We start from the raw sequence: 22,474 nt of genomic DNA, 5'->3' as shown, positions 1-22,474 counted from the left end.
GTGACCGGCTGAGGGGGAGGCACCTCCCTGTGTGTGAACGTGACAGTTGGCCCCTGTGGTGTCACGTTTTCGTACGGGGATGGGGGCTGGGGGCGGGGTGACGGCGTCAGGGGCGAGCGGGCGGGCCTTCCCCGTCGGCGCCCTCGACGAAGTGGTCGAACTCGCCGGCCTGGACACCTTTGGTGAAGGCGTCCCATTTCGTCCGGGTGGTCGTGACGACGGTGGCGGGGTCGCCGGTCTCGCGGAGGTGGACGAGTCCGTCCGGGCCGAAGGCGATCTCGATCCAGGGGCCGGGTCCCTCCTCGCCCTCGGGAGCGGCGCGGATCCAGGTGAGGTCGGTGGGGATGTCAGCCATGGGCGGTCTCCTTCTTCAGGGCGTGGAGAAGGGCGGCCGGGGCGGTGGGGCGGTATGGCCCGCCGCACTGCTCGGCTCGCCGCATCCGGTCGGGCCAAGGACGCCGGCGGGGGAGGGCGCGTCTGCGGAGCGGCCTCGCCACCCGGCAACCCGAAGCGCATCTTCCGGCTTCCCTCCGTGAGCGGAGACATCCATGGCCGGTGCCACGGTATCCCCGCCCCGGACGCACACCCTCCCACTCCCTCGGGACCCCCGAGCCCCCGGCGTGGTCCGCCCCGCCCTCCGCACCGTCCTGCGCGCACACGGGAGTACGTCGCGGCGCCGCCGGAGACGGTGGCCGCGGCGATGCCGACCCGGCCACGCACCGGCCGGCGGCCGACCGGGCACCCACCCGATCGGTGGACCCCGCCGCGGAAACCAGCCGTCCACGGGCGGCGGAGATGTCCTCGCATCCAGGCGCCGGCCCGGTCGGCGGGGGGATCGCGCCGCGTACGAGGACGTCGTCACGAGGGCGTGGTCACGAGGACGTCGTCACAAGGCAGTGGTCACGAGGCAGTGGTCACGAGGCCGGGGTCACGAGGCCGTGGGCCAAGGGCCGTGGGAGTGGACCTTTCAGGTACGCGACGACGGCCTGGACGCGGTGCGGGACATCGGGGCCGGACGGGCGGGCCCGGTCCGTGCCGGTGGCCGCGTGGGCGGTGGGCGAGGCTCCGAGAGCGAGGAAGGACAGCGTGGACAGGGCCGCGACGGCGGTGCGCAGGAGCACGCGGGAGTTCCCGGACGTGTACGTGGATCGGCTCATAAATGTCAGAAAAATATAAACGTGTGATAGTTCCGGGATTGTGCAGCGCGACGCGCTCAGATCCGCCTGAATGCCGTACCGCTCAGGTGGTCCAGATAGGCCCCGACCGCCCGGCTGTCCGCGGCCGGTGCGATCAGTCCCACGTGGTTGTCCGGGCGGACCAGGACGAGGGTGTCGGTGCCCGGCTCGATGCCGTACGCCGTGCGGGCGTGGCCCGCCTCGTCGGTCAGGCCGGCGGGGCCGCCCGTACCCACTCCGTACACCCGCACCGTGTCGCCGTACGCCGCCTCCGCCGCCCGTAGCGCGTCCGCCGTGCCCGGCCCGAAGCCCAGCAGGGTGAAGTGCGGTCCGGTGAACGCCTCGAAGAGGCGGACCGGAGCACCCGTTGCGGCGTCGCGGCAGGGGGCGTCCGGGGCGCGGTCGCCCGCCCGCAGGCGGGTGGTGGAGCCCGCGGGGGAGAGCGAGCTCCAGTGGTAGCCGCGGCTCAGGCCGGTGGTCTCCGGGGTGACCGCCGTGTCCAGGCCGCCGCCCGGCAGTCTGATCGCCTCAAGGGTGGCCCGCAGGCGCTCGGAGGCGAAGTCCAGCGTCCAGGAGGCCACGGGCAGCCGCTCCTCCTCGTACGTGTCCAGCAGGACCGGATCCGCCTGGCCGGTGACGACCCGGGCGAGCTTCCAGCCCAGGTTGTACGCGTCCTGGATCCCGGTGTTCATGCCCAGTCCGCCCGCGATGGAGTGCACGTGGGCCGCGTCGCCGGCCAGCAGGACACGACCCACCCGGTAGCGGTCGGCCAGGCGCTCGTTGACCCGGTACGTGGACAGCAGCGAGGCCCGCGACAGGTGGGTGCCCGGCAGCCCGGTGTGCCGGGCGAACAGCCGGCGGAAGCTCTCCAGCGAGGGCGGTACGGGCGCTCCCGCCCGGTCCCGCTCCGGCCCGGCCTGGAACCACCAGCCCGACCGCGTACCCGGGATCGGGCACAGCAGCACCGCGCCGTCCTCGTCGAACCACTGGTGCCAGTAGCCGCGGTCGAGGCCGTCCGCCTCCACGTCGCCGCAGACCATCATCTGCTCCTCGGTGGTCTTCCCCTCGAACGGGACGCCGAGCAGCTTGCGTACCGGGCTGTGGCCGCCGTCGCACCCCACCACGTACCGCGCCGTGATGCTCCGGCCGTCGGCGAGCGGGACCGTCACCGAGTCGGGCCCCTGCGCCAACCCGGCCGCCTCCGCGCCCAGTTCCACCCGCACGCCGTACTCCGCCAGGCGGTCCCGCAGGATCTCCTCCAGCCGCCACTGGGCGATCAGCCACGGCCGGTCGTACGGGGCGTCCGGTGCCGGGCGCGACGCCCCGAACGGGTCGGTGTCGGCGATCGGCAGCCCGTCGCGGTACTTGCGCATGGGCAGCGGAGCCGAGCCCGCCGCCAGGACCCTGTCCGCGACCCCGAGGTCCTCCAGGACTTCCAGGGAACGGGGGTTGGGGCCCTTGGCCCGCGAACTGCGCGGAAATTCCGGCGACTTGTCGATGATCCGTACGTCGATGGAGCGCCGGGCCAGATCGCAGGCCAGGGTCAGACCGGTCGGACCCGAGCCGACGATCAGTACCTGGGCGGTGGGCGGGGATGCGGGCATGCGGACTCCTCGGTTGCGTTCCGTGGGCCACCAGGAAAAGGCAACCAAGTAAAAAAAGCAACCCAGTCACTAAATATTTGCGCTCGCGGCCTCGCGGGCGTCGTAGACGGCGCGCGCGGTCCGTACCGGCGGTTTCGATCCGACCGGGGCCGCCACGGCGGCCGGGGCGATGCTGCTGCTCGTCTACGGGATCGTGCGCCTGGACGGGGCGGCGGGCCGGGGCTGGTCGGCGGGCGCGTTCGCCGCCGGGCTGCTCATGGTCGCGGCCTTCGTCCTGATCGAGCGGCGCGCCCCGTCGCCGCTGGTCAGGCTCGCCCTCCTGCGCCGGGCCGCGATGATCCGCGCCGACCTCGGTGCCCTGCTGTTCGTGGGCTCCTTCTTCGGCTTCCAGTTCGTGGTGACGCTCTGCCTCCAGGAGCTGCGCGGCTGGTCGTCGCTGGAGACCGCGCCGGCCTTGGTGGCGATGGGTGCCGACGCCGTCGTCGCACCGACCCTCACGCCGCGCCTGGTGAACCGGTTCGGCAACGTCCGGGTCGTCATCGGCGGCTTCGTCGTCGCCGTCGTCGCGTACGGACTGTTCCTGCCGGTCGGGATGGACCGGTCGTACGGGGCGATGCTCCCGACCCTGATCCTCACCGGGGCCGCCTTCGCCCTCGCCTACGGACCGCTGACGATCGCGGCGACCGACGGTGTACCGGACCGGGAACAGGGTCTGGCGCGCGGGCTGCTGCACACCTCGACGCAATGCGGCTCGGCGGTCGGGATCTCGGCGGTGACGGCGGTGTACGGGATCGCGTCGAGGGGTGCGGACGGTTCGCCCGAAGCCGCCCTGGCGGCCTGTCGGGCGGCGCTCGTCGTGCCGGTGGTGATGGTGGCGGCCGGGGCGCTGGTCACTGCCTCGGGGCTGCGCCGGAGGAGGTCGAGGCGGAATCCCCGGCCGGTGGTGTCCGCCGCGCCGGCCGGGCCGCCAGCTGCGCCGCGGCGGTCTGCGCCCGAGCCCTCGTCCGCCGTACCGTCCGGAACGCGTCCCACGTCAGCAGGGCGAGCGCCAGCCACACCAGGGCGAACCCGGCCCACCGCTCCGGCGGCATCGCCTCGTGGAAGTACAGGATGCCGAGGACGAACTGGAAGACCGGCGCCAGATACTGCAGCAGGCCCAGCGTGGAGAGCGGCACGCGGATCGCCGCCGCCCCGAACAGGACGAGCGGTGTGGCCGTGACGATGCCCGTCGAGGCCAGCAGCACCGCGTGACCGGGGCCCTCGGAGGCGAACGTCGACTCGCCCCGCGCGCCCAGCCACAGCAGATAGCCGAGCGCGGGCACGAACAGTACGGCGGTCTCGGCGGTGAGCGACTCCAGGCCGCCCATGTTGACCTTCTTCTTCACCAGGCCGTACGTCGCGAAGGAGAACGCCAGCGTCAACGAGATCCACGGCGGCTGTCCGTAACCGATCGCCAGGACCAGCACCGCCGCGACACCGGTGCCGACCGCCACCCACTGCGCGGGGCGCAGCCGTTCACCGAGGAGCAGGACGCCCATGGCGATGGTGACCAGCGGATTGATGAAGTAGCCGAGCGACGCCTCGACGACGTGGCCGTTGTTCACGGACCAGATGTACAGCCCCCAGTTGACCGTGATCACGGCCGCCGCGACCGATATCAGGCCCAGCTTCTTCGGCTGCCGGACGAGCTCGCCGATCCAGGACCAGCGGCGCAGCACCAGCAGCGCGATGCCGACGACCCCGAGGGACCAGACCATGCGGTGGGCGAGGATCTCGATCGCGCCGCCGGGCTTCAGCAGCGGCCAGAAGAGGGGGACGACGCCCCACAGACCGTAGGCGCCGATACCGGACAACAGCCCGGCCCGCTGTTCATTCGTCCCCTTCACGGACCCTCCCGGCGTCTCTGTGTCGGCGCTCCGCGTCCATCGCCCCGTCGACTGCACGACGGTAGCGCCGGAAGGGCCCCGTGTCATAGCCGTATCGTCATACGGTCATGACACGGGGCCCCTGGGGTGCGGGGGAGAGAAGGGGCGGAGTTACGCCCCGGCCACCGCGGCGGCCACGGTCTCGGCGAGCGGCGTGGTCGGCCGGCCGATCAGTCGGGCCAGGTCGCCGCTGGTACCGGCGAGCAGTCCGCGCTCGATCGCGGCGTCCACGTCGACGAGGATCGCCGCGAAGCCCTCGGGCAGACCGGCGCCGACCAGGATCTCCTGGTGCACGGAGGCCGGGACGTTCTTGTGGGCGATCTCCTTGCCGGTGGCCTTCGCGACCTCGGCGGCGTACTCCGCGAACGACCAGGCGACGTCGCCGCTCAGCTCGTAGACCGCGCCGATGTGGCCCTCGCCGGTCAGCACGGCGGCAGCCGCGGCGGCGTAGTCGGCGCGGGTGGCGGAGGCGACCCGTCCGTCGCCCGCGTTGGCGACGACGGCGCCGTGCTCCAGGACGGGGGCGAGGTTGTCGGTGTAGTTCTCGGTGTACCAGCCGTTGCGCAGGATGGTGTGCGGCAGCCCGGAGTCGAGGATCAGCCGCTCGGTGATCTTGTGCTCGTCGGCCAGCGTGAAGTCCGCGTCGGGGCCGCCGAGCACGCCGGTGTACGCGAGCTGCGCGACGCCCGCCGCCTTGGCCGCGTCGATGACGGCGGTGTGCTGCGGTACGCGCCTGCCGACCTCGCTGCCGGAGATGAGCAGGACGCGGTCACCGGCCCGGAAGACGTCCTTCAGGGACTCCGCGCGGTCGTAGTCGGCGACGCGGAGCTCGATGCCGCGGGCGGCGAGCGGGGCGGCCTTCGCCTCGTCGCGGACGACGGCGGCGATCTCGTCCGCGGGCACGGTGGTGAGCAGCTGGTCGATGACGAGACGGCCGAGCTGTCCGGTGGCTCCGGTGACAACGATGCTCATGGGGGGTTTCTCCTCTTTGGGTGGCGCTGGTCCTGGTTCGGGCTCGCCCACTCACTGTACGGCGTGCACTAACCAAACGAAAGTACCCACTTTGAAGTAAGGTACTGGCATGAGCGTGAGTGACCCGAGCCCGAGCAGGAAGCCCGACGTGAACCGGCAGATGTGCCCCTCACGGCTGGTTCTCGATCACGTCACCAGCCGCTGGGGCGTCCTGGTCCTCGCCGCACTGCTGGAGCGTTCGTACCGCTTCAGCGAACTGCGCCGCGAGGTCGGCGGGGTCAGCGAGAAGATGCTGGCCCAGACCCTCCAGACGCTGGAGCGCGACGGCTTCGTGCACCGGGACGCGAAGCCGGTGATCCCGCCCCGGGTCGACTACTCGCTCACCGCGCTGGGCCGGGAGGCCGCCGAGCAGGTATGGGCACTGGCCCGCTGGACGGAGCGGCGCCTGGACGCCGTGCACGCGGCGCGCGAGACGTACGACGCGCAGAAGGCGCGCGAGGCGTAGACCGCCCGGAAGGAGCAGGCGCGAGGAGAGCCGCAGGCGGGCCCCGAGCCGCAGACAGGCGGAGCAGCGGAGCAGTAGACAGGCAGAGGCGGGCAGGCAGAGGCCGGCGGGCCGTCAGGAGCAGCAGGCAGTCGAGAGCCGCAGGCGGGCAGGGGCGGTCAGTCGGGCTCAGGCGCTTGCCCCTCGTTCAGCCTCCGCAGCGCCAGCGACACGTCGAACGGCAGGATCGTCACCGCCACGTGCGGCAGTTGCGCCAGCGTCTTCGCCATCTGCTCGCCCGTGCCCCGGTGCAGCAGCTTCCCGAGCACATTGCTGTACGTACGCCGGGGCACCAGCACTGTCAGCCAGGTGTTCCCGTCTTCCGTCGTGCGGGACGCGAGCTCCTTCATCGCGTTGCGCAGCCGCCGGTCCGGGCACTCCACCAGCTCCAGGGAGACGGAGGTGGCGGCCGTCGCCTCCCACCGGGCGGCCAGCCGTCTGCCGTACGCCTCGTCGATCGCGAAGTGCACCGCCCGGATCTCGTCCGGGCGCAGCTCATGGGCGTATCGCAGGGCCTTCAGCGCCGCCAGGTCGAGCGTCTCGACCAGGACGAAGACCAGATGGCGGCGGAACCGGGGCCGGTCGGCTCCCGGGGCCTGGATGCTCTGCAGCGCGGCCGCCTCGTGCCGGTACTCGCGGTTGATCCGCATCAGCGCCCAGACCCCGAGCGGGAAGACCACCACGACCAGCCAGGCGCCCTCGGTGAACTTGGTGACGGCGAAGATCAGCACCACGGTGGCCGAGATGACCGCGGTGAGCCCGTTGATCGCGATCTTCAGCCTGCGGTGCGGCTCCCGGCGCCGCAGGTGGTACGCGGTGAGGCCGGCCCCGGCCATGGTGAACGCGGTGAACACGCCGATCGCGTACAGCGCCACCAGCCTGTCCACACTGGCGCCGGTCGCCAGCAGCAGTGCCAGTGAGACGACGGTCAGCGAGATGATGCCGTTGGAGAACGCCAGCCGGTGCCCGCGCCGGGTCAGCATCCGGGGCAGGAACCGGTCCTCGGCGACGAAGCTGGCGAGGTACGGGAAGCCCGTGAACGGCGTGTTGGCGCCGGTGTAGAGGATCAGCGCGGTCGCCAGCTGCACGAAGACCAGCCCGGCCGTGCCGACCGGCCCGCTGCCGAACGCGAGATGGGCCTCCTGCGCGATCACGGTCGGGGTGCCGTCGGTGTACGGGACCGCATGGGTGAAGTGCGCCAGCGTGGAGACGCCCAGCACGAGGGTGCCGAGTACCGCGCTCATGGCGATGAGGGTGCGGCGGGCGTTGCGGCCCTGGGGTTCACGGAACGCGGAGATGCCGTTGGAGATCGCTTCGAGCCCGGTGAGGGACGAGCCGCCGTTGGCGAACGAGCGCAGCACGATGAAGAGCGAGGCACCGTAGAGCCAGCCGCTGCCCGGGGTGCCGAGCGGCACGACCCCCTCGGCGTGCAGATCGGCGTGCGGCAGTTCGCCCGTGAGCCCGCGCAGCGCGGCGACGAGGAGGACGAGGCCGATCGCGGCCATGAAGAGGTAGGCGGGCAGCGCGAAGGCCCGGCCCGCCTCGCGGACCCCGCGCAGATTCCCGTACGCGAGCAGCACGATGACGGCGACGGAGACCGGGAGCTGGAGGTGGTCCAGGCCGGTGAAGTCGCCGCCGACCAGATGGGCGAGCGAGATCAGGGCGTTGGTACCGGCCGAGACCTGCACGGCGACGGTGACGATGTAGTCGACGAGCAGCGCCACGGCGGCGATCTGCGCGACGTTCGGCCCGAAGTTCTCCCGGGCGACGACGTACGACCCGCCCGCCCGGGTGTAGATCATCACGACATCGCTGTAGCAGAGCGTCAGGAGCAGCAGCACGAGCAGGATCGCGCCGGTCACCGGCAGGAGCAGCGTGAAGGCGGCGGCACCGACGACGGGTACGAGGACCCGGAGCATCTCCTCGGAGCCGTACGCGGTCGAACTGACGCAGTCGGAGGCGAGCACCCCGAGCGCCGTCCGGTTGTTCAGCTTCTCCTCGCTGATGCGCTCGGTGGTGAGCGCCTTGCCGAGCAGACGCCTCTTGATGCGGTACGCCGGGCGGTCCAGGGTCATGGCCACATGGTGCGCGGTGGCCGGCCGGACCCCCGGACGCAATCGCCGGACGGGCCGAAATTCAGCCCGTCCGGCGACGGAGAGAAGCATCGGGCAGCGGCTGGAGGCGGTTCAGCCGACGACGGTCCAGTTGTCGTTGCCCGCGAGGAGCGCGGCCAGGTCGCCCTTGCCGTCCCTCTCGACGGCGGAGTCGAGCTGCTCGGCCATCTGCGTGTCGTAGACGGGCCGGTCGACGCTGCGCAGCACCCCGATGGGGGTCTGGTGCAGGGTGTCGGGGTCGGCGAGGCGGGACAGTGCGAAGGCGGTGGCCGGGCTGGCGGCGTGCGCGTCGTGGACGAGGATCTGCGACTGGTTCTCCTCGGTGACCGCGACGACCTTGAGGTCGCCGGTGGCCGGGTCGCGGACGACACCCTTGTCGTTGTCCGCGCCGAAGAGGATCGGCTGCCCGTGCTCCAGCCGGATCACCGCGTTCTGCGCCTGGTCCTTGTCCTTGAGGACCTCGAAGGCGCCGTCGTTGAAGATGTTGCAGTTCTGGTAGATCTCCACCAGTGCCGTGCCCGGGTGGTCGGCCGCCGCGCGCAGCACGCTCGTGAGGTGCTTGCGGTCGGAGTCGACGGTGCGGGCGACGAAGGACGCCTCTGCGCCGATGGCCAGGGACACCGGGTTGAAGGGGGCGTCGAGCGAGCCCATCGGCGTCGACTTGGTGATCTTGCCGACTTCGGAGGTGGGGGAGTACTGCCCCTTGGTGAGCCCGTAGATCCGGTTGTTGAAGAGGAGGATCTTGAGGTTCACGTTGCGGCGCAGGGCGTGGATGAGGTGGTTGCCGCCGATGGACAGGGCGTCGCCGTCGCCCGTGACGACCCAGACGGACAGGTCGCGGCGGGAGGAGGCGAGCCCGGTCGCGATGGCGGGGGCGCGGCCGTGGATGGAGTGCATCCCGTAGGTGTTCATGTAGTACGGGAAGCGGGAGGAGCAGCCGATGCCGGAGACGAAGACGATGTTCTCCTTCGCCAGTCCGAGTTCGGGCATGAAGCCCTGGACGGCGGCGAGGACCGCGTAGTCGCCGCAGCCGGGGCACCAGCGGACTTCCTGGTCGGACTTGAAGTCCTTCATGGACTGCTTGGCCTCGGCCTTGGGCACCAGATGGAGGAGTTCGTTGGTGTCAGGCATCGATGGCCTCCTTCAGAGCCGTCGCCAGCTGTTCGGCCTTGAACGGCATACCGTTGACCTGGTTGTAACTGCGCGCGTCGATCAGGTACTTGGCCCGGACGAGGGTGGCCAGCTGGCCGAGGTTCATCTCGGGCACGATCACCTTCTCGTAACGCTTCAGCACCTCGCCGAGGTTCCTCGGGAAGGGGTTGAGGTTGCGCAGATGGGCCTGGGCGATGGGGTGTCCGGCGGCGCGCAGCCGGCGGACGGCGGCGGTGATGGGGCCGTAGGTGGAGCCCCAGCCCAGGACGAGGGTGCGCGCCTGGTCGGGGTCGTCGGCCTCGATGTCGGGGACCTCGATGCCGTCGATCTTGGCCTGCCGGGTGCGGACCATGAGGTCGTGGTTGGCGGGGTCGTAGGAGATGTTGCCGCTGCCGTCCTGCTTCTCGATGCCGCCGATGCGGTGTTCGAGGCCGGGGGTGCCGGGGATCGCCCAGGGGCGGGCCAGGGTCTCCGGGTCGCGCTTGTACGGCCAGAACACCTCGGTGCCGTCGGCCAGTTCGTGGTTCGGGCCGGTGGTGAACCGGACGCGCAGGTCGGGGAGTTCGTCGACCTCGGGGATCTTCCACGGTTCGGAGCCGTTGGCGAGGTAGCCGTCGGAGAGGAGGAAGACCGGGGTGCGGTACGTCAGCGCGATCCGGGCGGCGTCGAGTGCGGCGTCGAAGCAGTCCGCCGGGGTCCTCGGGGCCACGATCGGGACCGGGGCCTCGCCGTTGCGCCCGTACATCGCCTGGAGCAGGTCGGCCTGCTCGGTCTTGGTGGGCAGGCCGGTGGACGGGCCGCCGCGCTGGATGTCGACGACGATCAGCGGCAGTTCCAGGGAGACGGCCAGCCCGATGGTCTCCGACTTCAGGGCCACCCCGGGCCCGGACGTCGTCGTCACCGCGAGCGACCCGCCGAACGCGGCGCCCAGCGCGGCGCCGATGCCCGCGATCTCGTCCTCGGCCTGGAAGGTGCGTACGCCGAAGTTCTTGTGCCTGCTGAGCTCGTGCAGGATGTCGGAGGCCGGGGTGATCGGGTACGAGCCCAGGTAGAGCGGCAGATCCGCCTGCCGGCTCGCCGCGATCAGCCCGTAGGACAGCGCCAGGTTCCCGGAGATGTTGCGGTACGTGCCCGTCGGGAAGGCATGCGAGGCGGGTGCCACCTCATAGCTGACGGCGAAGTCCTCCGTCGTCTCCCCGAAATTCCATCCGGCCCGGAAGGCGGCCACGTTCGCCTCGGCGATCTGCGGCTTCTTCGCGAACTTGGCGCGAAGGAACGCCTCGGTTCCCTCGGTCGGCCGGTGGTACATCCAGGACAGCAGCCCGAGCGCGAACATGTTCTTCGAGCGCTCGGCCTCCTTGCGGGAGAGCCCGAACTCCTTCAGTGCCTCGATCGTGAGCGTGGTCAGCGGCACCGGATGGACGTTGTACGCCTCCAGTGAGCCGTCCTCCAGGGGGCTGGTCCCGTAGCCGACCTTCGCCATCGGGCGCTTGGTGAACTCGTCGGTGTTCACGATGATTTCGGCACCGCGCGGCACATCGCCGATGTTGGCCCTGAGCGCGGCCGGGTTCATCGCGACCAGGACGTTCGGCGCATCGCCCGGAGTCAGGATGTCGTGATCGGCGAAATGCAGCTGGAACGACGAAACCCCCGGCAGGGTGCCTGCGGGGGCGCGGATCTCGGCGGGGAAGTTCGGCAGCGTGGAGAGATCGTTCCCGAAGGAGGCGGTCTCCGAGGTGAACCGGTCACCGGTGAGCTGCATACCGTCTCCGGAGTCACCCGCGAAGCGGATGATCACCCGGTCGAGGCGGCGGATCTCCTTCTCGCCGGCGCCCGCATGATCGGAACCAGGGGCACGCTGTCCGACGAGCGCCTCGTCGGCCTCATCGGCCTGTTCGGTTGGGCTACTGACCTGGCTGGTCACTGAACTGGACCTCCCTCGGGGCGGCGGCTCGGGACCGGCCGGCCCGCCGGCGGTCCCAAGGCCCACCCTACGACGGTAAGGGTCACCTTCCCTGGACCGATCATATGGTGGACGTCGTTTTGAGACGCGATTTGATACCGATTTGTCATGCTTGGCAAGCCCCCCAGCCGTTCGACGAAGACGCCGTGCGCTCATTCTTTGGTTCTAGGACCCCCGACCGGCCGCCGAGGGCGGCCGGTCGGGGGCCCGTGGTGATCCTTCCCCGGCCCCCACCAGATGACTGACAGGGTGTCAGTGGGTCAGGAGTTCAGGTAGGTCAGTACTGCCAGTACCCGGCGGTGATCCCCGTCACTGGGGGACAGGCCGAGTTTCAGGAAGATATTGCTGACGTGCTTCTCCACGGCGCCGTCGCTCACCACCAGCTGCTTGGCCACCGCGGAGTTGGTCCGCCCCTCCGCCATCAGGCCGAGCACCTCGCGCTCGCGCGGCGTCAGTCCGGCCAGGACGTCCTGTTTGCGGCTGCGGCCCAGCAGCTGGGCCACCACTTCCGGGTCCAGCGCCGTGCCGCCCTGCGCCACCCGGACCACCGCGTCCACGAACTCCCGGACCTCTGCGACCCGGTCCTTGAGCAGATACCCGACACCCCGGCTGGATCCGGCCAGCAGCTCGGTGGCGTACTGCTCCTCGACGTACTGCGAAAGGACCAGGACCCCGATCCCGGGGTAGTCCTTGCGCAGCCGCACGGCCGCCCGCACGCCCTCGTCGGTGTGGGTGGGCGGCATCCGCACGTCGGCGACCACCACATCGGGCAGCGCGTCCTGTCCCGCGAGATCGTGCACCGTCTTGATCAGTGCCTCGGCGTCCCCGACCCCGGCGACCACGTCGTGCCCGAGATCGGTCAGCAGCCGGGTGAGCCCTTCCCGAAGCAGTACCGAATCCTCGGCTATGACTACCCGCACTCTGTCCTCCGCCATGACGCCGTATCCCCCACTGCTCGCTGGTCCTCGTACGGTATCCAGCATCGCAGTATCGGCAGTGCTGTGTCCCCGGCCGCCGTACTGGCTCGAAATCGAGCCCGCACGGCGGCCGGGGACGAGAGGGTGTGGAGAGGGCCGCGGACCGGGGGGTCCGGTCGCGGCCCGGTGCGGGTGGGCTCAGCCGCGCCACGGCAGCTCGGCCGTGATCCGTGTCGGACCGCCCTGCGGGGAATCCACGACGAGGACGCCGTCCACCGCGTCCAGCCGCTCGGTCAGCCCGGCCAGCCCGCTGCCCGACGACACGTCGGCGCCGCCGCGTCCGTTGTCGGTGACCTGGAGCATCAGCCGGTTCGCGGCCCGCCACACGTCGACCGACGCATGGGTCGCGTGCGCGTGCTTGCTCACGTTCTGCAGCAGCTCGGAGACCGTGAAGTACGCGATCCCCTCGATCGCCTGGGCGGGCCGGGACGCCAGGTCCACCTCGACCGCCACGGGGACGGTGCAGCGGGAGGCGATGGCGGAGAGTGCGGCGTCGAGTCCGCGGTCGGTGAGGACGGCGGGGTGGATGCCGCGGGCGAGGTCGCGGAGTTCCTGGAGGGCGACCTTGACCTCGCCGTGGGCCTCGTCGACCATGCGGGCCGCGGCCTCGGGGTCGTCCGTCAGCTTCTCCTTCGCCAGGCCCAGATCCATGGCGAGGGCGACGAGCCGGGCCTGTGCGCCGTCGTGCAGGTCGCGCTCGATGCGGCGCAGGTCGGCTGCGGCCGTGTCGACGACCACCCCGCGGTCCGACTCCAGCTCCGAGACGCGCGTCGCCAGCCGGGACGGCCCGAGCAGCCCGGCCACCATCACCCGGTCCACGCTCGTCAGACCGCGGATGATCCACGGGGTGACGAGGACGACCACCAGACCGCACACGGCGGTCGCGGCCAGCTCGAAGGTGGTGTCGAGGTAGATCTGGCGGTGGTCGTCGCCGTACAGCTGAATGCCCTGGACCCCCACGGCCGTCGGGAAGATCCAGTGCCACAGCGGGTAGGTGAGGGCGGCCCACCCGTACGACCAGAACGTCAGCGAGACGACGAAGGAGAAGACCGCCCACGGGAAGTGCAGCAGCGCGTAGAGCAGATGCCGCCAGGACACCCCGCTCTTCAGGACCGCGCCCACCCAGGACATCAGACCGCCGGTCCTGCCGCGCACGGGCGCCGGCTCGGCCACCTCCAGCCCCAGCAGTCCGCGCGCCCGAGCCCGCTCCAGCGCGCCGAAACCGCGGCACATCGCCAGCGTGCCGGCCAGGATCGGGACGCCGAGGAAGGTGATCAGCATGCCGATGCCCAGCGACGTCAGGGCGATCGAGAGACCGAACAGGATCGCGCTGATCGGCAGGCTCAGCAGCAGATAGCCGAACTCGCGCCAGGTCCTGCCCTCCAACGGCGCGCGCAGCGCGGCGGGGAGGAAGTGCTTCACCGGGGGACGGTCCCCGAAACCGGCTCCGGACCGCTGGTGGTCCCGAGTGTCCGGTCCGTATGCCGTGGTCATGGATGCTTCCGTTTCGTCTCGGGGCCGGTTTCTCCGGCGGTTTCACGGTTCCGGGTTCCGGGCGGGTCTCACGGTTCCGGGTTCCGGGGTTCAGGCTGGTACGCCAAGGGTGCCGGGTCGCGGGCCCGCCCGCCATGAGGGCGGTATCCCTCTTCGGCCGGGGGTTTTCCCCACCCCCCGAGGGGGCCGGGACGAGGCGTCCCGCAGCCCGGAACCGCTTCAGGGGCCGGACTCCGCGAGCCCGGCGTGATCCGAACGTGAAGACCCTAGGGGTGCCCGGCGGTCCGGTCGGTGTCCCGGTCCCGCCAGGGCAGTTCCGCGGTGACGGTCGTGGGGCCGCCGACCGGGGAGTCCAGGACGAACAGCCCGTCGACGGCGCCCAGCCGTTCGGCCAGCCCGGCCATGCCCGTACCGCCGTCCATCCGGGCCCCGCCCTGCCCGTCGTCCGTGACCTGGAGCAGCAGCCGGTCCGCCGACCGCCACACCTCCACGGACGCCGAGCGTGCCCTGCTGTGCTTGCTCACGTTCTGCAGCAGCTCGGAGACCGTGAAGTACGCGATCCCCTCGATCGCCTCCGCCGGACGCGCCGGAAGATCCACCCCCACCGTCACGGGGACGGTGCAGCGGGAGGCGATGGCGGAGAGTGCGGCGTCGAGTCCGCGGTCGGTGAGGACGGCGGGGTGGATGCCGCGGGCGAGGTCGCGGAGTTCCTGGAGGGCGACCTTGATCTCGCCGTGGGCCTCGTCGACCATGCGGGCCGCGGCCTCGGGGTCGTCCGTCAGCTTCTCCTTCGCCAGGCCCAGGCCCATGGCGAGGGCGACGAGCCGGGCCTGTGCGCCGTCGTGCAGGTCGCGCTCGATGCGGCGCAGGTCGGCTGCGGCCGTGTCGACGACCACCCCCCGGCCCGACTCCAGCTCGGCGATCCTGCGTTCCAGCTCGTCGGAGGGGGAGAGCAGCCCGCGTGCCATCGCCCGGTCGGCATGGGTGAGGAACCGCGCGATGTAGGGGAGCACCGGCCACAGCACGAAGAGGCTCACCAGCGTCACGACGAAGGTGAGCACACCCCAGGGCAGCCGGATGAAGGAGTACAGCACCGCCCGCCAGCCCACCGGGTCCTTGAGGCTCGACCACAGCCAGGGGAAGAAGCCCTGGGCCGGGCGGGACAGCTCCATCGGGCTGGGTTCGTCGATCCGCACCCCGAGCATCGCCCGCGCCCGGCCCCGCTCGGCCCTGCCGATCAGGCGCGCCCCGTGCAGCCCGGCGGCGAGGAAGGGCAGGCCGACCACGGTGACCGAGAGCCCCACGCCGACGCCGATCATGAACACCGTGTAAAGAAACCCGGCCACAGCCATGGGGAAGTTGGCCAGGAGATAGGCGATTTCCTTCCACGTCCACCGATCGAGGGCGAAGCGGGCGGGTGGTGGACGGTCGTTGTCGGGCAGGGGGCTCATGGTCATACGCCCAGCCTGCCGGGCGAGGGCCCGCGCGCGCCATGGGGCTCGTGGGTGGCGTGAAGTAGGGATAACCCCACCCGTTGCCCGACGCGGCTGCTTACCCTCTCTTTAACAGGGCCTAGACTCCCGTGCGTACAGATCGTCGAACGGGTTTGAGGGAGCGAGGGGCGGACGTGGCGGACCTGCCGGAATCGACCGTTCTCGCGTCGGACTACTTCCACAGCTATTCCGTGGTCGGACTGCTCGCCGTGATCGGCGTGCTGTTCGTCGCCGTCGCCTTCGGGGCGGGCCGGTTGCTGCGCCCCGTGGTTCCCACACCGGAAAAGCTCCTGACGTACGAGTGCGGCGTGGACCCGGTGGGTGAAGGATGGGCACATACCCAGGTCCGTTATTACGTCTATGCCTTCCTGTACGTGATCTTCGCCGTCGACTCGATCTTCCTGTTTCCGTGGGCGACCGTATTCGCGGCACCCGGATACGGGGCGACGACTCTGGTGGAGATGTTCATCTTCCTCGGTTTCCTGGCCGTAGGACTGCTCTACGCATGGAAGAAGGGCGTCCTCGAATGGACGTGACGAGCGCTCCGCCCCCCGAGCACCGGCCCACGACGCAGCCGGGACCGGAGCAGGAGCCCGGGGCGGGATCCGAACCGCAGCCCGTTCCGACGTTCCTGCCGGAGCCCAAGCGGCTCGGCGTCCTGTCGCGCCTGGCCCCGGAGCCGATGAAGGTGGTCCTGAACTGGGGCCGCCGCTACAGCCTCTGGGTCTTCAACTTCGGGCTCGCCTGCTGCGCCATCGAATTCATCGCCGCCTCCATGGCCCGGCACGACTTCATCCGGCTCGGCGTGATCCCGTTCGCCCCCGGCCCGCGCCAGGCCGACCTCATGATCGTCTCCGGCACGGTGACGGACAAGATGGCTCCGGCCGTGAAGCGGCTGTACGAGCAGATGCCCGAGCCCAAGTACGTCATCTCCTTCGGCGCCTGCTCCAACTGCGGCGGCCCCTACTGGGACTCGTACTCCGTGACGAAGGGCGTCGACCAGATCATTCCGGTGGACGTCTACGTACCCGGCTGCCCGCCCCGGCCGGAGGCGCTCCTCCAGGGCATCCTCAAGCTCCAGGAGAAGATCGCCCGCGAGTCGCTGGGCGACCGGTACGCGACGGGCGGCGGCAGCCGTCCCTCCACCACCGCACTGCGCAGCGGCCTGGTCCCCGCCCCGCCGGCACCGGAGGAGGACCGCGCATGACCGGCACCCCTGTCGGCGCCGCCGACGACGCCTACGACTACGACCGCCTGCCGGACGCCGCCGCCGAGTTCTTCGGTGCGGAGGCGACCGCCGCGTACGCGTACGACCTGCTGACCGTCGACGTACCGGCCGCCTCCTGGACCGCCGCCCTCGAAACGGCCCGCGACCGGCTGGGCTGCACCTATTTCGACTGGCTGAGCGCGGTCGACGAACCGGGCACCGGCTTCCGGGTCTGCGCCCACGTCGCGGCCCTGGCCGAGGGCAGGATCCGCCGCCTGCTGATCCGTACGACCGTGCCGCACGAGGCGGCCGTCCTTCCCACCGCCATCGACATCTACGCGGGCGCGGCCTGGCACGAACGCGAGACGCACGAGATGTTCGGCATCGGCTTCGAGGGCCACCCGCACCTGGTGCCGCTGCTGCTGCCCGAGGGCTTCGAGGGTCACCCGCTGCGCAAGGACTTCGTCCTGGCGGCACGCGTCGCGAAGGCCTGGCCGGGCGCGAAGGAGCCGGGCGAGTCGGAGCACGGCGGCCCGAAGCGGCGCACGATGCTGCCGCCCGGCGTCCCCGACCCGAACGAATGGGGCCCCTTGAAGGGCCAGCTCCCGCCCGCCCCGTCCCGCCCGGCGCGCGCCGCACGCGCGGCGGGCGACCGCCCGGTACGCCGTACCCGGAGCGCGAGCGAGGGCTCGGCCGGCCAGCGGGCGGAGGCAGCCGCACCGGCAGCCGGGGCCGGGACCACGACGCCTGCCGCACCCCCGCGCCGCACCCGCAGCGCCTCCCAGGGCTCGGCGAGCCAGCAGCGCGAAGCGCCGAAGCCGACCACGGGTACGGGGACGGGGACGAGCACCGGTACGGGGACGAGCACGGGTACGGGGACGAGCACGGGTACGGGGACGAGCACGGGTACGGGGACGGGGACGGGGACGGGGACGAGCACCGGGGCGGGGGCGGTGGAGCCGGGCACCGGAAGCACCGACGCTCCCTGGCACCACGCCCGCCCGGCCTTCGACACCACCCCCGAACCGCCCGCGGTACCGGGTGCGCCGGGTGCCTCTGGCACCTCCGGCACCTCCGGCACCCCGGATGCCTCTCAGCCACGCGGCACGACGAACGCCCCAGACGCTCCGGAGACCCCAGACGCCCCAGACGCCCCAGGCACCCCGGAGCAGCCCGGCACCCCGCCCTCGCCCGCCGCTCCCGAGCAGCCCGAGTCCGAGACCGAGACCGAAACCCCCGACCGCCCCGCCGGAGGCGATACCGCGTGAACGACGTACTCGACGTCGCCCTCCGGCTCGTCATCGTCTTCGCCGTGTTCATGGTCCTCCCCCTCGTCGTGGGACAGACCGAGCACAAGGTGATGGCCCACATGCAGGGCCGCCTCGGACCCATGTACGCGGGCGGCTTCCACGGCTGGGCCCAGCTCGTCGCCGACGGTGTGAAGTTCGCGCAGAAGGAAGACATCGTCCCGGCCGGGGCCGACCGCCGTATCTTCCAGCTCGCACCGGCCGTCGCGCTGCTCCCGTACCTCCTCGTGCTCGTCGCCATCCCGATCGGCCCGAGCGAGGGCGCGGTCGGCCAGGTCGTCGACGCGGGCATCTTCTTCGTGCTCGCCGTGATGGGCGTCGGAGTGCTCGGCTCGCTCATGGCGGGCTGGGCATCGGCCAACAAGTTCTCCCTGCTCGGGGCGGTGCGTACCGCCGCCCAGCTGCTCGCGTACGAGCTGCCGATGCTGCTCGCCGCCGCCTCCGTCGCGATGGCGGCCGGCACCGTCTCCCTCCCGGGCATCCTCAACGCCTTCGAGTGGTGGTGGCTGCCCTGGCAGATCGTCGGCGCCCTGGTCTTCTTCGTGGCCGGACTCGCCGAGCTGCAACGCCCGCCGTTCGACATGCCGATCGCCGACTCGGAGATCATCTTCGGTGCGTACACCGAGTACACCGGCCTCCGCTTCGCGCTGTTCCTGCTCGCCGAGTACGCCGGCATCGTCGTGCTGTGCGGACTGACCACCGTCCTCTTCCTCGGCGGCTGGCACGGCCCGTTCGGCGCCGACGGACTCGGCTGGGTCTGGACGCTCCTCAAGACCGCCGTCCTCGCCTTCGTCATCATCTGGCTGCGCGTGAGCTACCCCCGGCTGCGCGAGGACCAGCTCCAGAAGCTCGCCTGGACCACGCTCATCCCGCTCGCTCTCGCGCAGATCGCGCTCACCGGCATCGTGAAGGTGGCGATCAACTGATGACCGCGTCGCTCCCGCCCTCCCGGCCCCGCATCCCCGGCTCCGGTCTGGCCAAGGGCCTGGCCGTCACCCTGCGGACGATGACGAGGAAGTCGGTCACCGCCCAGTACCCGGACGTCCAGCCGGAGCTCCCGCCCCGGTCCCGCGGAGTCATCGCCCTGTTCGAGGAGAACTGCACGGTCTGCATGCTCTGCGCCCGTGAGTGCCCGGACTGGTGCATCTACATCGACTCCCACAAGGAGACGGTGCCCGCCGCGGTTCCGGGCGGCCGGGAGCGCAGCCGCAACGTCCTCGACCGCTTCGCGATCGACTTCTCGCTCTGCATGTACTGCGGTATCTGCATCGAGGTGTGCCCCTTCGACGCACTGTTCTGGTCACCGGAGTTCGAGTACGCGGAGACGGACATCCTCGAACTCACCCATGAGCGCGACAAGCTCCGCGCATGGATGTGGACGGTGCCGGAACCACCCGCGCTCGACCCGGGCGCCGAGGAGCCGAAGGAGATCGCCGCCGCGCGCAAGACGGCGGAGAAGCTCGAAGCCCAGCGCGCCAAGGAGGCGCAGGAAGCCCAGCAGGCCCGAGCGGCCCAGCAGATCCAGCAGGACCGGAAGGAAGAGGGGGAGGAGTGACACTCGCAGCCGCCGCAGCCCACTCCGCCCATTCCGCCCCCTCCGGCTTCCTCTCCCCGACCGGCATCGAGATCGCCTTCGTCCTCGTCGGCATCGCCACCCTCGGCGCGGCCCTCGTCACCGTCACGACCAAGCAGCTGGTGCATGCCGCCCTCTGGCTGGTCGCGGCGCTCGGCGGGCTCGCCGTCGAGTACCTCCTGCTCACCGCGGAGTTCATCGCGTGGGTACAGGTACTGATCTACGTCGGTTCCGTGGTCGTCCTCCTTCTCTTCGGGCTGATGCTCACCAAGGCCCCCATCGGCCGCTCCCCGGACGCCGATTCGGGCAACCGCTGGGCGGCCCTCGGCGTGGCGGCCGCCTCCGCCGGCACGCTCGTCTGGGTCGTCGTCGACGCCTTCCGCACCACCTGGATCGACCTGGGCGGACCGGCCCAGGGCTCCACCGAAGTGACCGGCGCCTTCCTCTTCCGGCACTGGGTACTGCCGTTCGAGGCGCTCTCCGTCCTGCTGCTCGCCGCCCTCGTCGGCGCGATCGTCCTGTCCCGCAAGCGCGGTAAGGAGCAGAGCTGATGCACCTCGCCTATCCCGCCGTGCTCGCCGTCCTCCTCTTCTGCACCGGGCTGTACGGAGTGCTCGCCCGCCGCAACGCGATCCTGGTCCTGATGTCCGTCGAGCTGATGCTCAACGCCGTCAACCTCAACCTGGTCGCCTTCGACGTCTGGATCCGCGACACCCTGCACTCCGGCCAGGCCCTCACCCTCTTCACCATCGCCGTCGCGGCGGCCGAGATCGGCATCGGCCTCGCCATCGTCCTCGCCGTCTACCGCAACCGCGGCAGCTCGGACATCGACCGCCTCCGCGACACCGCCGAGACCGACGCCGCCGAAACCCTCCCCGGCGACGAGGCCGACGAGACCGAGGGCACCGAAGACCAGGCCACTGCTCCGGCAGGGAAGGCAAAGAAGGCAGAGGCCACCACGTGACCACCACGACCCTCGCCGTCCTCGTCCCCCTCCTTCCGTTCCTGGGCGCCGCGGCCGGCCTCCTGCTCGGACGCACCGCCCCCGGTTACGTACGCCCCCTCGCCGTACTGCCGACCCTCGCCGCCTTCGTGCTCGCCGTCGCCGTCGCCTCGCGCCAGGGCGGCGGACGGGCCATCGACGCGGCGACCCGGCTCACCCCCACCGGCTCCGTCCCGATCGATCTCGCCCTGCACCTCGACGGCTTCGCGGTCCTCGTCGCCGTCCTGGTCGGGCTCGTCGCGACCTGTGTGCAGATCTATTCGACCGCCTATCTGCGCGACGACCCCCGCTACCCCTCGTACGCGGCCCTCGTCTCCCTCTTCACCTCCGCGATGCTGCTCGTCGTCTACTCCGGCGACCTGATGGTGCTCCTGGTCGGCTGGGAGATCATGGGCATCTGCTCGTACTTCCTCGTGGGCCACTACTGGGAGACGCCCGAGGCCCGCGCCGCCTCCCTCAAGGCCTTCCTGGTCACCAAGCTCGGCGACGTCCCCTTCCTGATCGGGCTGTTCGCCCTCGCCGCCGACACCGGCTCGTTCCGCATCACCCGCATCCTGGGCGCCGTCGCGAACGGCGGCCTGGACCACCCCACGCTCATCGCCCTGCTGCTCCTCGCGGGTGTCGCGGGCAAATCCGCGCAGTTCCCCCTGCACACCTGGCTGCCCGACGCGATGGCCGGCCCCACCCCCGTCTCCGCGCTGATCCACGCCGCGACGATGGTCGCCGCCGGCATCTACTTCGTGGCCCGGCTCCTTCCCGTCTTCGCCCAGTCGGGCGCGGCCCTCGTCGTCCTCGCCGTGATGGCGGCGGTCACGATGATCGGGTCGGGGATCGCCGCCCTCGCCCAGGACGACATCAAGCGCGTCCTCGCGTACTCGACGATCGGCCAGCTCGGCTACATGTCCGGCGCCCTCGCCGTCGGCGACCGCGGGGCCGCCGTCTTCCACCTCCTCTCGCACGGTGCGTTCAAGGCCGTCCTCTTCCTCGCCGTGGGCGTCGTCATCCACGCCGCCGGAACCAACTCGCTGGCCGCCATGTCCCGCATGGGCGGCCTGGCGAAGCGCATCCCGGACGCCTACTGGACGATGACCGTCGCCCTCCTCGCACTCGCCGCCATCCCGCCGTTCGCCGGCTTCTTCTCCAAGGAAGCCGTCCTCGTCGCCGCCGAGCACACCGCGCTCGGGGACCGGCACGTCGCCCCGGCCGCCGCCGGCTGGACCGTCCTCGTCGCCGGGCTGCTGGCCGCCGTCCTCACCGCCGCGTACGCCATCCGGCTGTGGCTCCTCGCCTTCCGGGGCCGCGGCGCCGAGGCCCCCGACCACGGCAGGCAGCCCGTCGCGATGACCGCCGTCCTCTGGGTCCTCGCCGTCCCCACCATCGCCTTCGGACTGACCGTCGGCGCGATCACCGACTGGTTCGACGGCCACAGCCTCACCCCGTCCCTGACCACCGCCGTCCTCTCCACGGGCGCCGGCCTCGTCGGCGGCCTCGTCACCTACGGTGCCTGGCGCCACACCTCGGCCCTCGCCGCCCGCACGCCCGCGGGCACGGTCGTGGCCCACCCCGAGGCCGAACCCGCCCTCGTCGAGGCCCAGGCCATGTCGGCGCACACCGCCGCCTACGGCAGCTACGGGGACGCCCCCGACCCGGCCGACCCCGGCCGTCTGCTGCTCGGCCCGCTCCACCGCCACGCCGCCACGGGCTTCCACCTCGACGCCCTGTACACGGCCCTGTTCGTCCGCCCCGTCCAGGCCGCGGCGAGCCTCGTCCGCTTCCTGGACCGAGAGGTCGTCGACACCTACGTACGCGGCTCCGGCACCGGCGCACGCTGGCTCGGCACCGCCGTCCGCCGCGCCCAGACGGGCAATGTGCAGACCTACCTCAGCGCACTGCTCGCCGGTTCGCTGGTCCTGGCGATCGCCGCCGTCGTTTTTGCCAACGTCAACGCCGGGTCGTGAGCCGTGATCGATA

Annotated in this window: 21 protein-coding genes and 1 pseudogene; 10 read left to right on the top strand and 12 right to left on the bottom strand. The window is 71.3% G+C overall.

What is annotated here, in order from left to right; genetic code table 11:
* Positions 1-106: 106 nt before the first annotated feature.
* The 3 genes from ACFVT1_RS01525 to ACFVT1_RS01515 form a co-directional block, all read right to left on the bottom strand.
* A complete protein-coding gene (locus tag ACFVT1_RS01525; RefSeq protein WP_389791467.1) occupies positions 107-355 on the bottom strand; it encodes a DUF397 domain-containing protein in 249 nt (82 codons plus the stop codon).
* A gap of 559 nt (positions 356-914) precedes the next feature.
* Complete coding sequence (locus ACFVT1_RS01520) at positions 915-1,157, bottom strand: hypothetical protein (protein WP_389791465.1); 243 nt, start codon at positions 1,155-1,157, stop codon at positions 915-917.
* A 56-nt stretch (positions 1,158-1,213) separates the two neighbouring features.
* The gene (locus ACFVT1_RS01515) at positions 1,214-2,779 is read right to left on the bottom strand and encodes an FAD-dependent monooxygenase (protein WP_389791463.1); all 1,566 of its coding nucleotides are present in this window, start codon (positions 2,777-2,779) and stop codon (positions 1,214-1,216) included.
* A 169-nt stretch (positions 2,780-2,948) separates the two neighbouring features.
* Here ACFVT1_RS01515 and ACFVT1_RS01510 point away from each other — a divergent pair.
* Positions 2,949-3,482 (top strand): annotated as a pseudogene (locus ACFVT1_RS01510) (MFS transporter); the annotation flags it as partial.
* On the opposite strand, the gene ACFVT1_RS01505 reads toward ACFVT1_RS01510, so the two are convergent.
* The 3 genes from ACFVT1_RS01505 to ACFVT1_RS01495 form a co-directional block, all read right to left on the bottom strand.
* A complete protein-coding gene (locus tag ACFVT1_RS01505; RefSeq protein WP_389792251.1) occupies positions 3,437-3,673 on the bottom strand; it encodes a hypothetical protein in 237 nt (78 codons plus the stop codon). The pseudogene ACFVT1_RS01510 and the gene ACFVT1_RS01505 sit on opposite strands and share 46 nt — an antisense overlap.
* Positions 3,670-4,665 carry an EamA family transporter RarD gene (gene rarD, locus ACFVT1_RS01500; RefSeq protein ID WP_389791461.1) on the bottom strand — a complete coding sequence of 332 codons (996 nt, stop codon included), beginning with the start codon at positions 4,663-4,665 and terminating at the stop codon, positions 3,670-3,672. The genes ACFVT1_RS01505 and rarD overlap by 4 nt, the downstream gene beginning before the upstream one ends.
* 150 nt (positions 4,666-4,815) lie before the next feature.
* Positions 4,816-5,676, bottom strand: a complete 861-nt coding sequence (locus ACFVT1_RS01495; protein ID WP_389791459.1) for an SDR family oxidoreductase — start codon at positions 5,674-5,676, stop codon at positions 4,816-4,818.
* Positions 5,677-5,785: 109 nt separating this feature from the next.
* On the opposite strand from ACFVT1_RS01495, the gene ACFVT1_RS01490 reads away from it, so the two are divergent.
* Complete coding sequence (locus ACFVT1_RS01490; protein WP_389791457.1) at positions 5,786-6,181, top strand: winged helix-turn-helix transcriptional regulator; 396 nt, start codon at positions 5,786-5,788, stop codon at positions 6,179-6,181.
* A 158-nt stretch (positions 6,182-6,339) separates the two neighbouring features.
* Here the strand turns inward: ACFVT1_RS01490 and ACFVT1_RS01485 are convergent, their stop codons facing one another.
* The 6 genes from ACFVT1_RS01485 to ACFVT1_RS01460 all read right to left on the bottom strand — a co-directional run bounded on the left by ACFVT1_RS01485 (position 6,340) and on the right by ACFVT1_RS01460 (position 15,377).
* On the bottom strand, positions 6,340-8,295 hold the full coding sequence (locus ACFVT1_RS01485) for an APC family permease (RefSeq protein WP_389791455.1): 1,956 nt from the start codon (positions 8,293-8,295) through the stop codon (positions 6,340-6,342).
* Between the two features lie 111 nt (positions 8,296-8,406).
* Entirely contained in the window at positions 8,407-9,465 is a 1,059-nt protein-coding gene (locus tag ACFVT1_RS01480; protein WP_389791453.1) for a 2-oxoacid:ferredoxin oxidoreductase subunit beta, read from the bottom strand.
* Positions 9,458-11,410, bottom strand: coding sequence for a 2-oxoacid:acceptor oxidoreductase subunit alpha (locus ACFVT1_RS01475; protein WP_389791451.1), 1,953 nt, complete (start codon positions 11,408-11,410; stop codon positions 9,458-9,460). Before ACFVT1_RS01475 ends, ACFVT1_RS01480 begins: the two co-directional genes overlap by 8 nt.
* 299 nt (positions 11,411-11,709) lie before the next feature.
* On the bottom strand, positions 11,710-12,384 hold the full coding sequence (locus ACFVT1_RS01470) for a LuxR C-terminal-related transcriptional regulator (protein ID WP_389791449.1): 675 nt from the start codon (positions 12,382-12,384) through the stop codon (positions 11,710-11,712).
* 180 nt (positions 12,385-12,564) lie between these two features.
* Positions 12,565-13,920 carry a sensor histidine kinase gene (locus tag ACFVT1_RS01465; RefSeq protein WP_389791447.1) on the bottom strand — a complete coding sequence of 452 codons (1,356 nt, stop codon included), beginning with the start codon at positions 13,918-13,920 and terminating at the stop codon, positions 12,565-12,567.
* A 266-nt stretch (positions 13,921-14,186) separates the two neighbouring features.
* Entirely contained in the window at positions 14,187-15,377 is a 1,191-nt protein-coding gene (locus ACFVT1_RS01460) for a sensor histidine kinase (RefSeq protein ID WP_389791445.1), read from the bottom strand.
* 170 nt (positions 15,378-15,547) lie between these two features.
* On the opposite strand from ACFVT1_RS01460, the gene ACFVT1_RS01455 reads away from it, so the two are divergent.
* Genes ACFVT1_RS01455 through ACFVT1_RS01420 form a run of 8 tightly spaced genes read left to right on the top strand, consistent with a single transcriptional unit; the run spans position 15,548 to position 22,461 of the window.
* A complete protein-coding gene (locus ACFVT1_RS01455) occupies positions 15,548-15,949 on the top strand; it encodes an NADH-quinone oxidoreductase subunit A (protein ID WP_037689408.1) in 402 nt (133 codons plus the stop codon).
* Entirely contained in the window at positions 15,940-16,620 is a 681-nt protein-coding gene (nuoB, locus tag ACFVT1_RS01450) for an NADH-quinone oxidoreductase subunit NuoB (protein WP_389791443.1), read from the top strand. Before ACFVT1_RS01455 ends, nuoB begins: the two co-directional genes overlap by 10 nt.
* Positions 16,617-17,888: an NADH-quinone oxidoreductase subunit C gene (locus ACFVT1_RS01445; protein ID WP_389791441.1), complete on the top strand. Its 1,272-nt coding sequence runs from the start codon at positions 16,617-16,619 to the stop codon at positions 17,886-17,888. The genes nuoB and ACFVT1_RS01445 overlap by 4 nt, the downstream gene beginning before the upstream one ends.
* Entirely contained in the window at positions 17,885-18,853 is a 969-nt protein-coding gene (locus ACFVT1_RS01440; RefSeq protein ID WP_389791439.1) for an NADH-quinone oxidoreductase subunit H, read from the top strand. Before ACFVT1_RS01445 ends, ACFVT1_RS01440 begins: the two co-directional genes overlap by 4 nt.
* Positions 18,853-19,482 carry an NADH-quinone oxidoreductase subunit I gene (locus ACFVT1_RS01435; protein WP_362195818.1) on the top strand — a complete coding sequence of 210 codons (630 nt, stop codon included), beginning with the start codon at positions 18,853-18,855 and terminating at the stop codon, positions 19,480-19,482. Before ACFVT1_RS01440 ends, ACFVT1_RS01435 begins: the two co-directional genes overlap by 1 nt.
* Positions 19,479-20,051 carry an NADH-quinone oxidoreductase subunit J gene (locus ACFVT1_RS01430; RefSeq protein WP_389791437.1) on the top strand — a complete coding sequence of 191 codons (573 nt, stop codon included), beginning with the start codon at positions 19,479-19,481 and terminating at the stop codon, positions 20,049-20,051. Before ACFVT1_RS01435 ends, ACFVT1_RS01430 begins: the two co-directional genes overlap by 4 nt.
* A complete protein-coding gene (nuoK, locus tag ACFVT1_RS01425; protein WP_389791435.1) occupies positions 20,051-20,464 on the top strand; it encodes an NADH-quinone oxidoreductase subunit NuoK in 414 nt (137 codons plus the stop codon). The genes ACFVT1_RS01430 and nuoK overlap by 1 nt, the downstream gene beginning before the upstream one ends.
* On the top strand, positions 20,461-22,461 hold the full coding sequence (locus ACFVT1_RS01420) for an NADH-quinone oxidoreductase subunit L (RefSeq protein ID WP_389791433.1): 2,001 nt from the start codon (positions 20,461-20,463) through the stop codon (positions 22,459-22,461). Before nuoK ends, ACFVT1_RS01420 begins: the two co-directional genes overlap by 4 nt.
* The last annotated feature ends 13 nt before the right edge of the window (positions 22,462-22,474 follow it).

The sequence above is a fragment of the Streptomyces sp. NPDC057963 genome, from assembly GCF_042887155.1.
Lineage (GTDB): Bacteria > Actinomycetota > Actinomycetes > Streptomycetales > Streptomycetaceae > Streptomyces.
The sequence above is the reverse complement of the archived record's forward strand: the minus strand, read 5'-3'. Positions and strand labels throughout refer to the sequence as shown.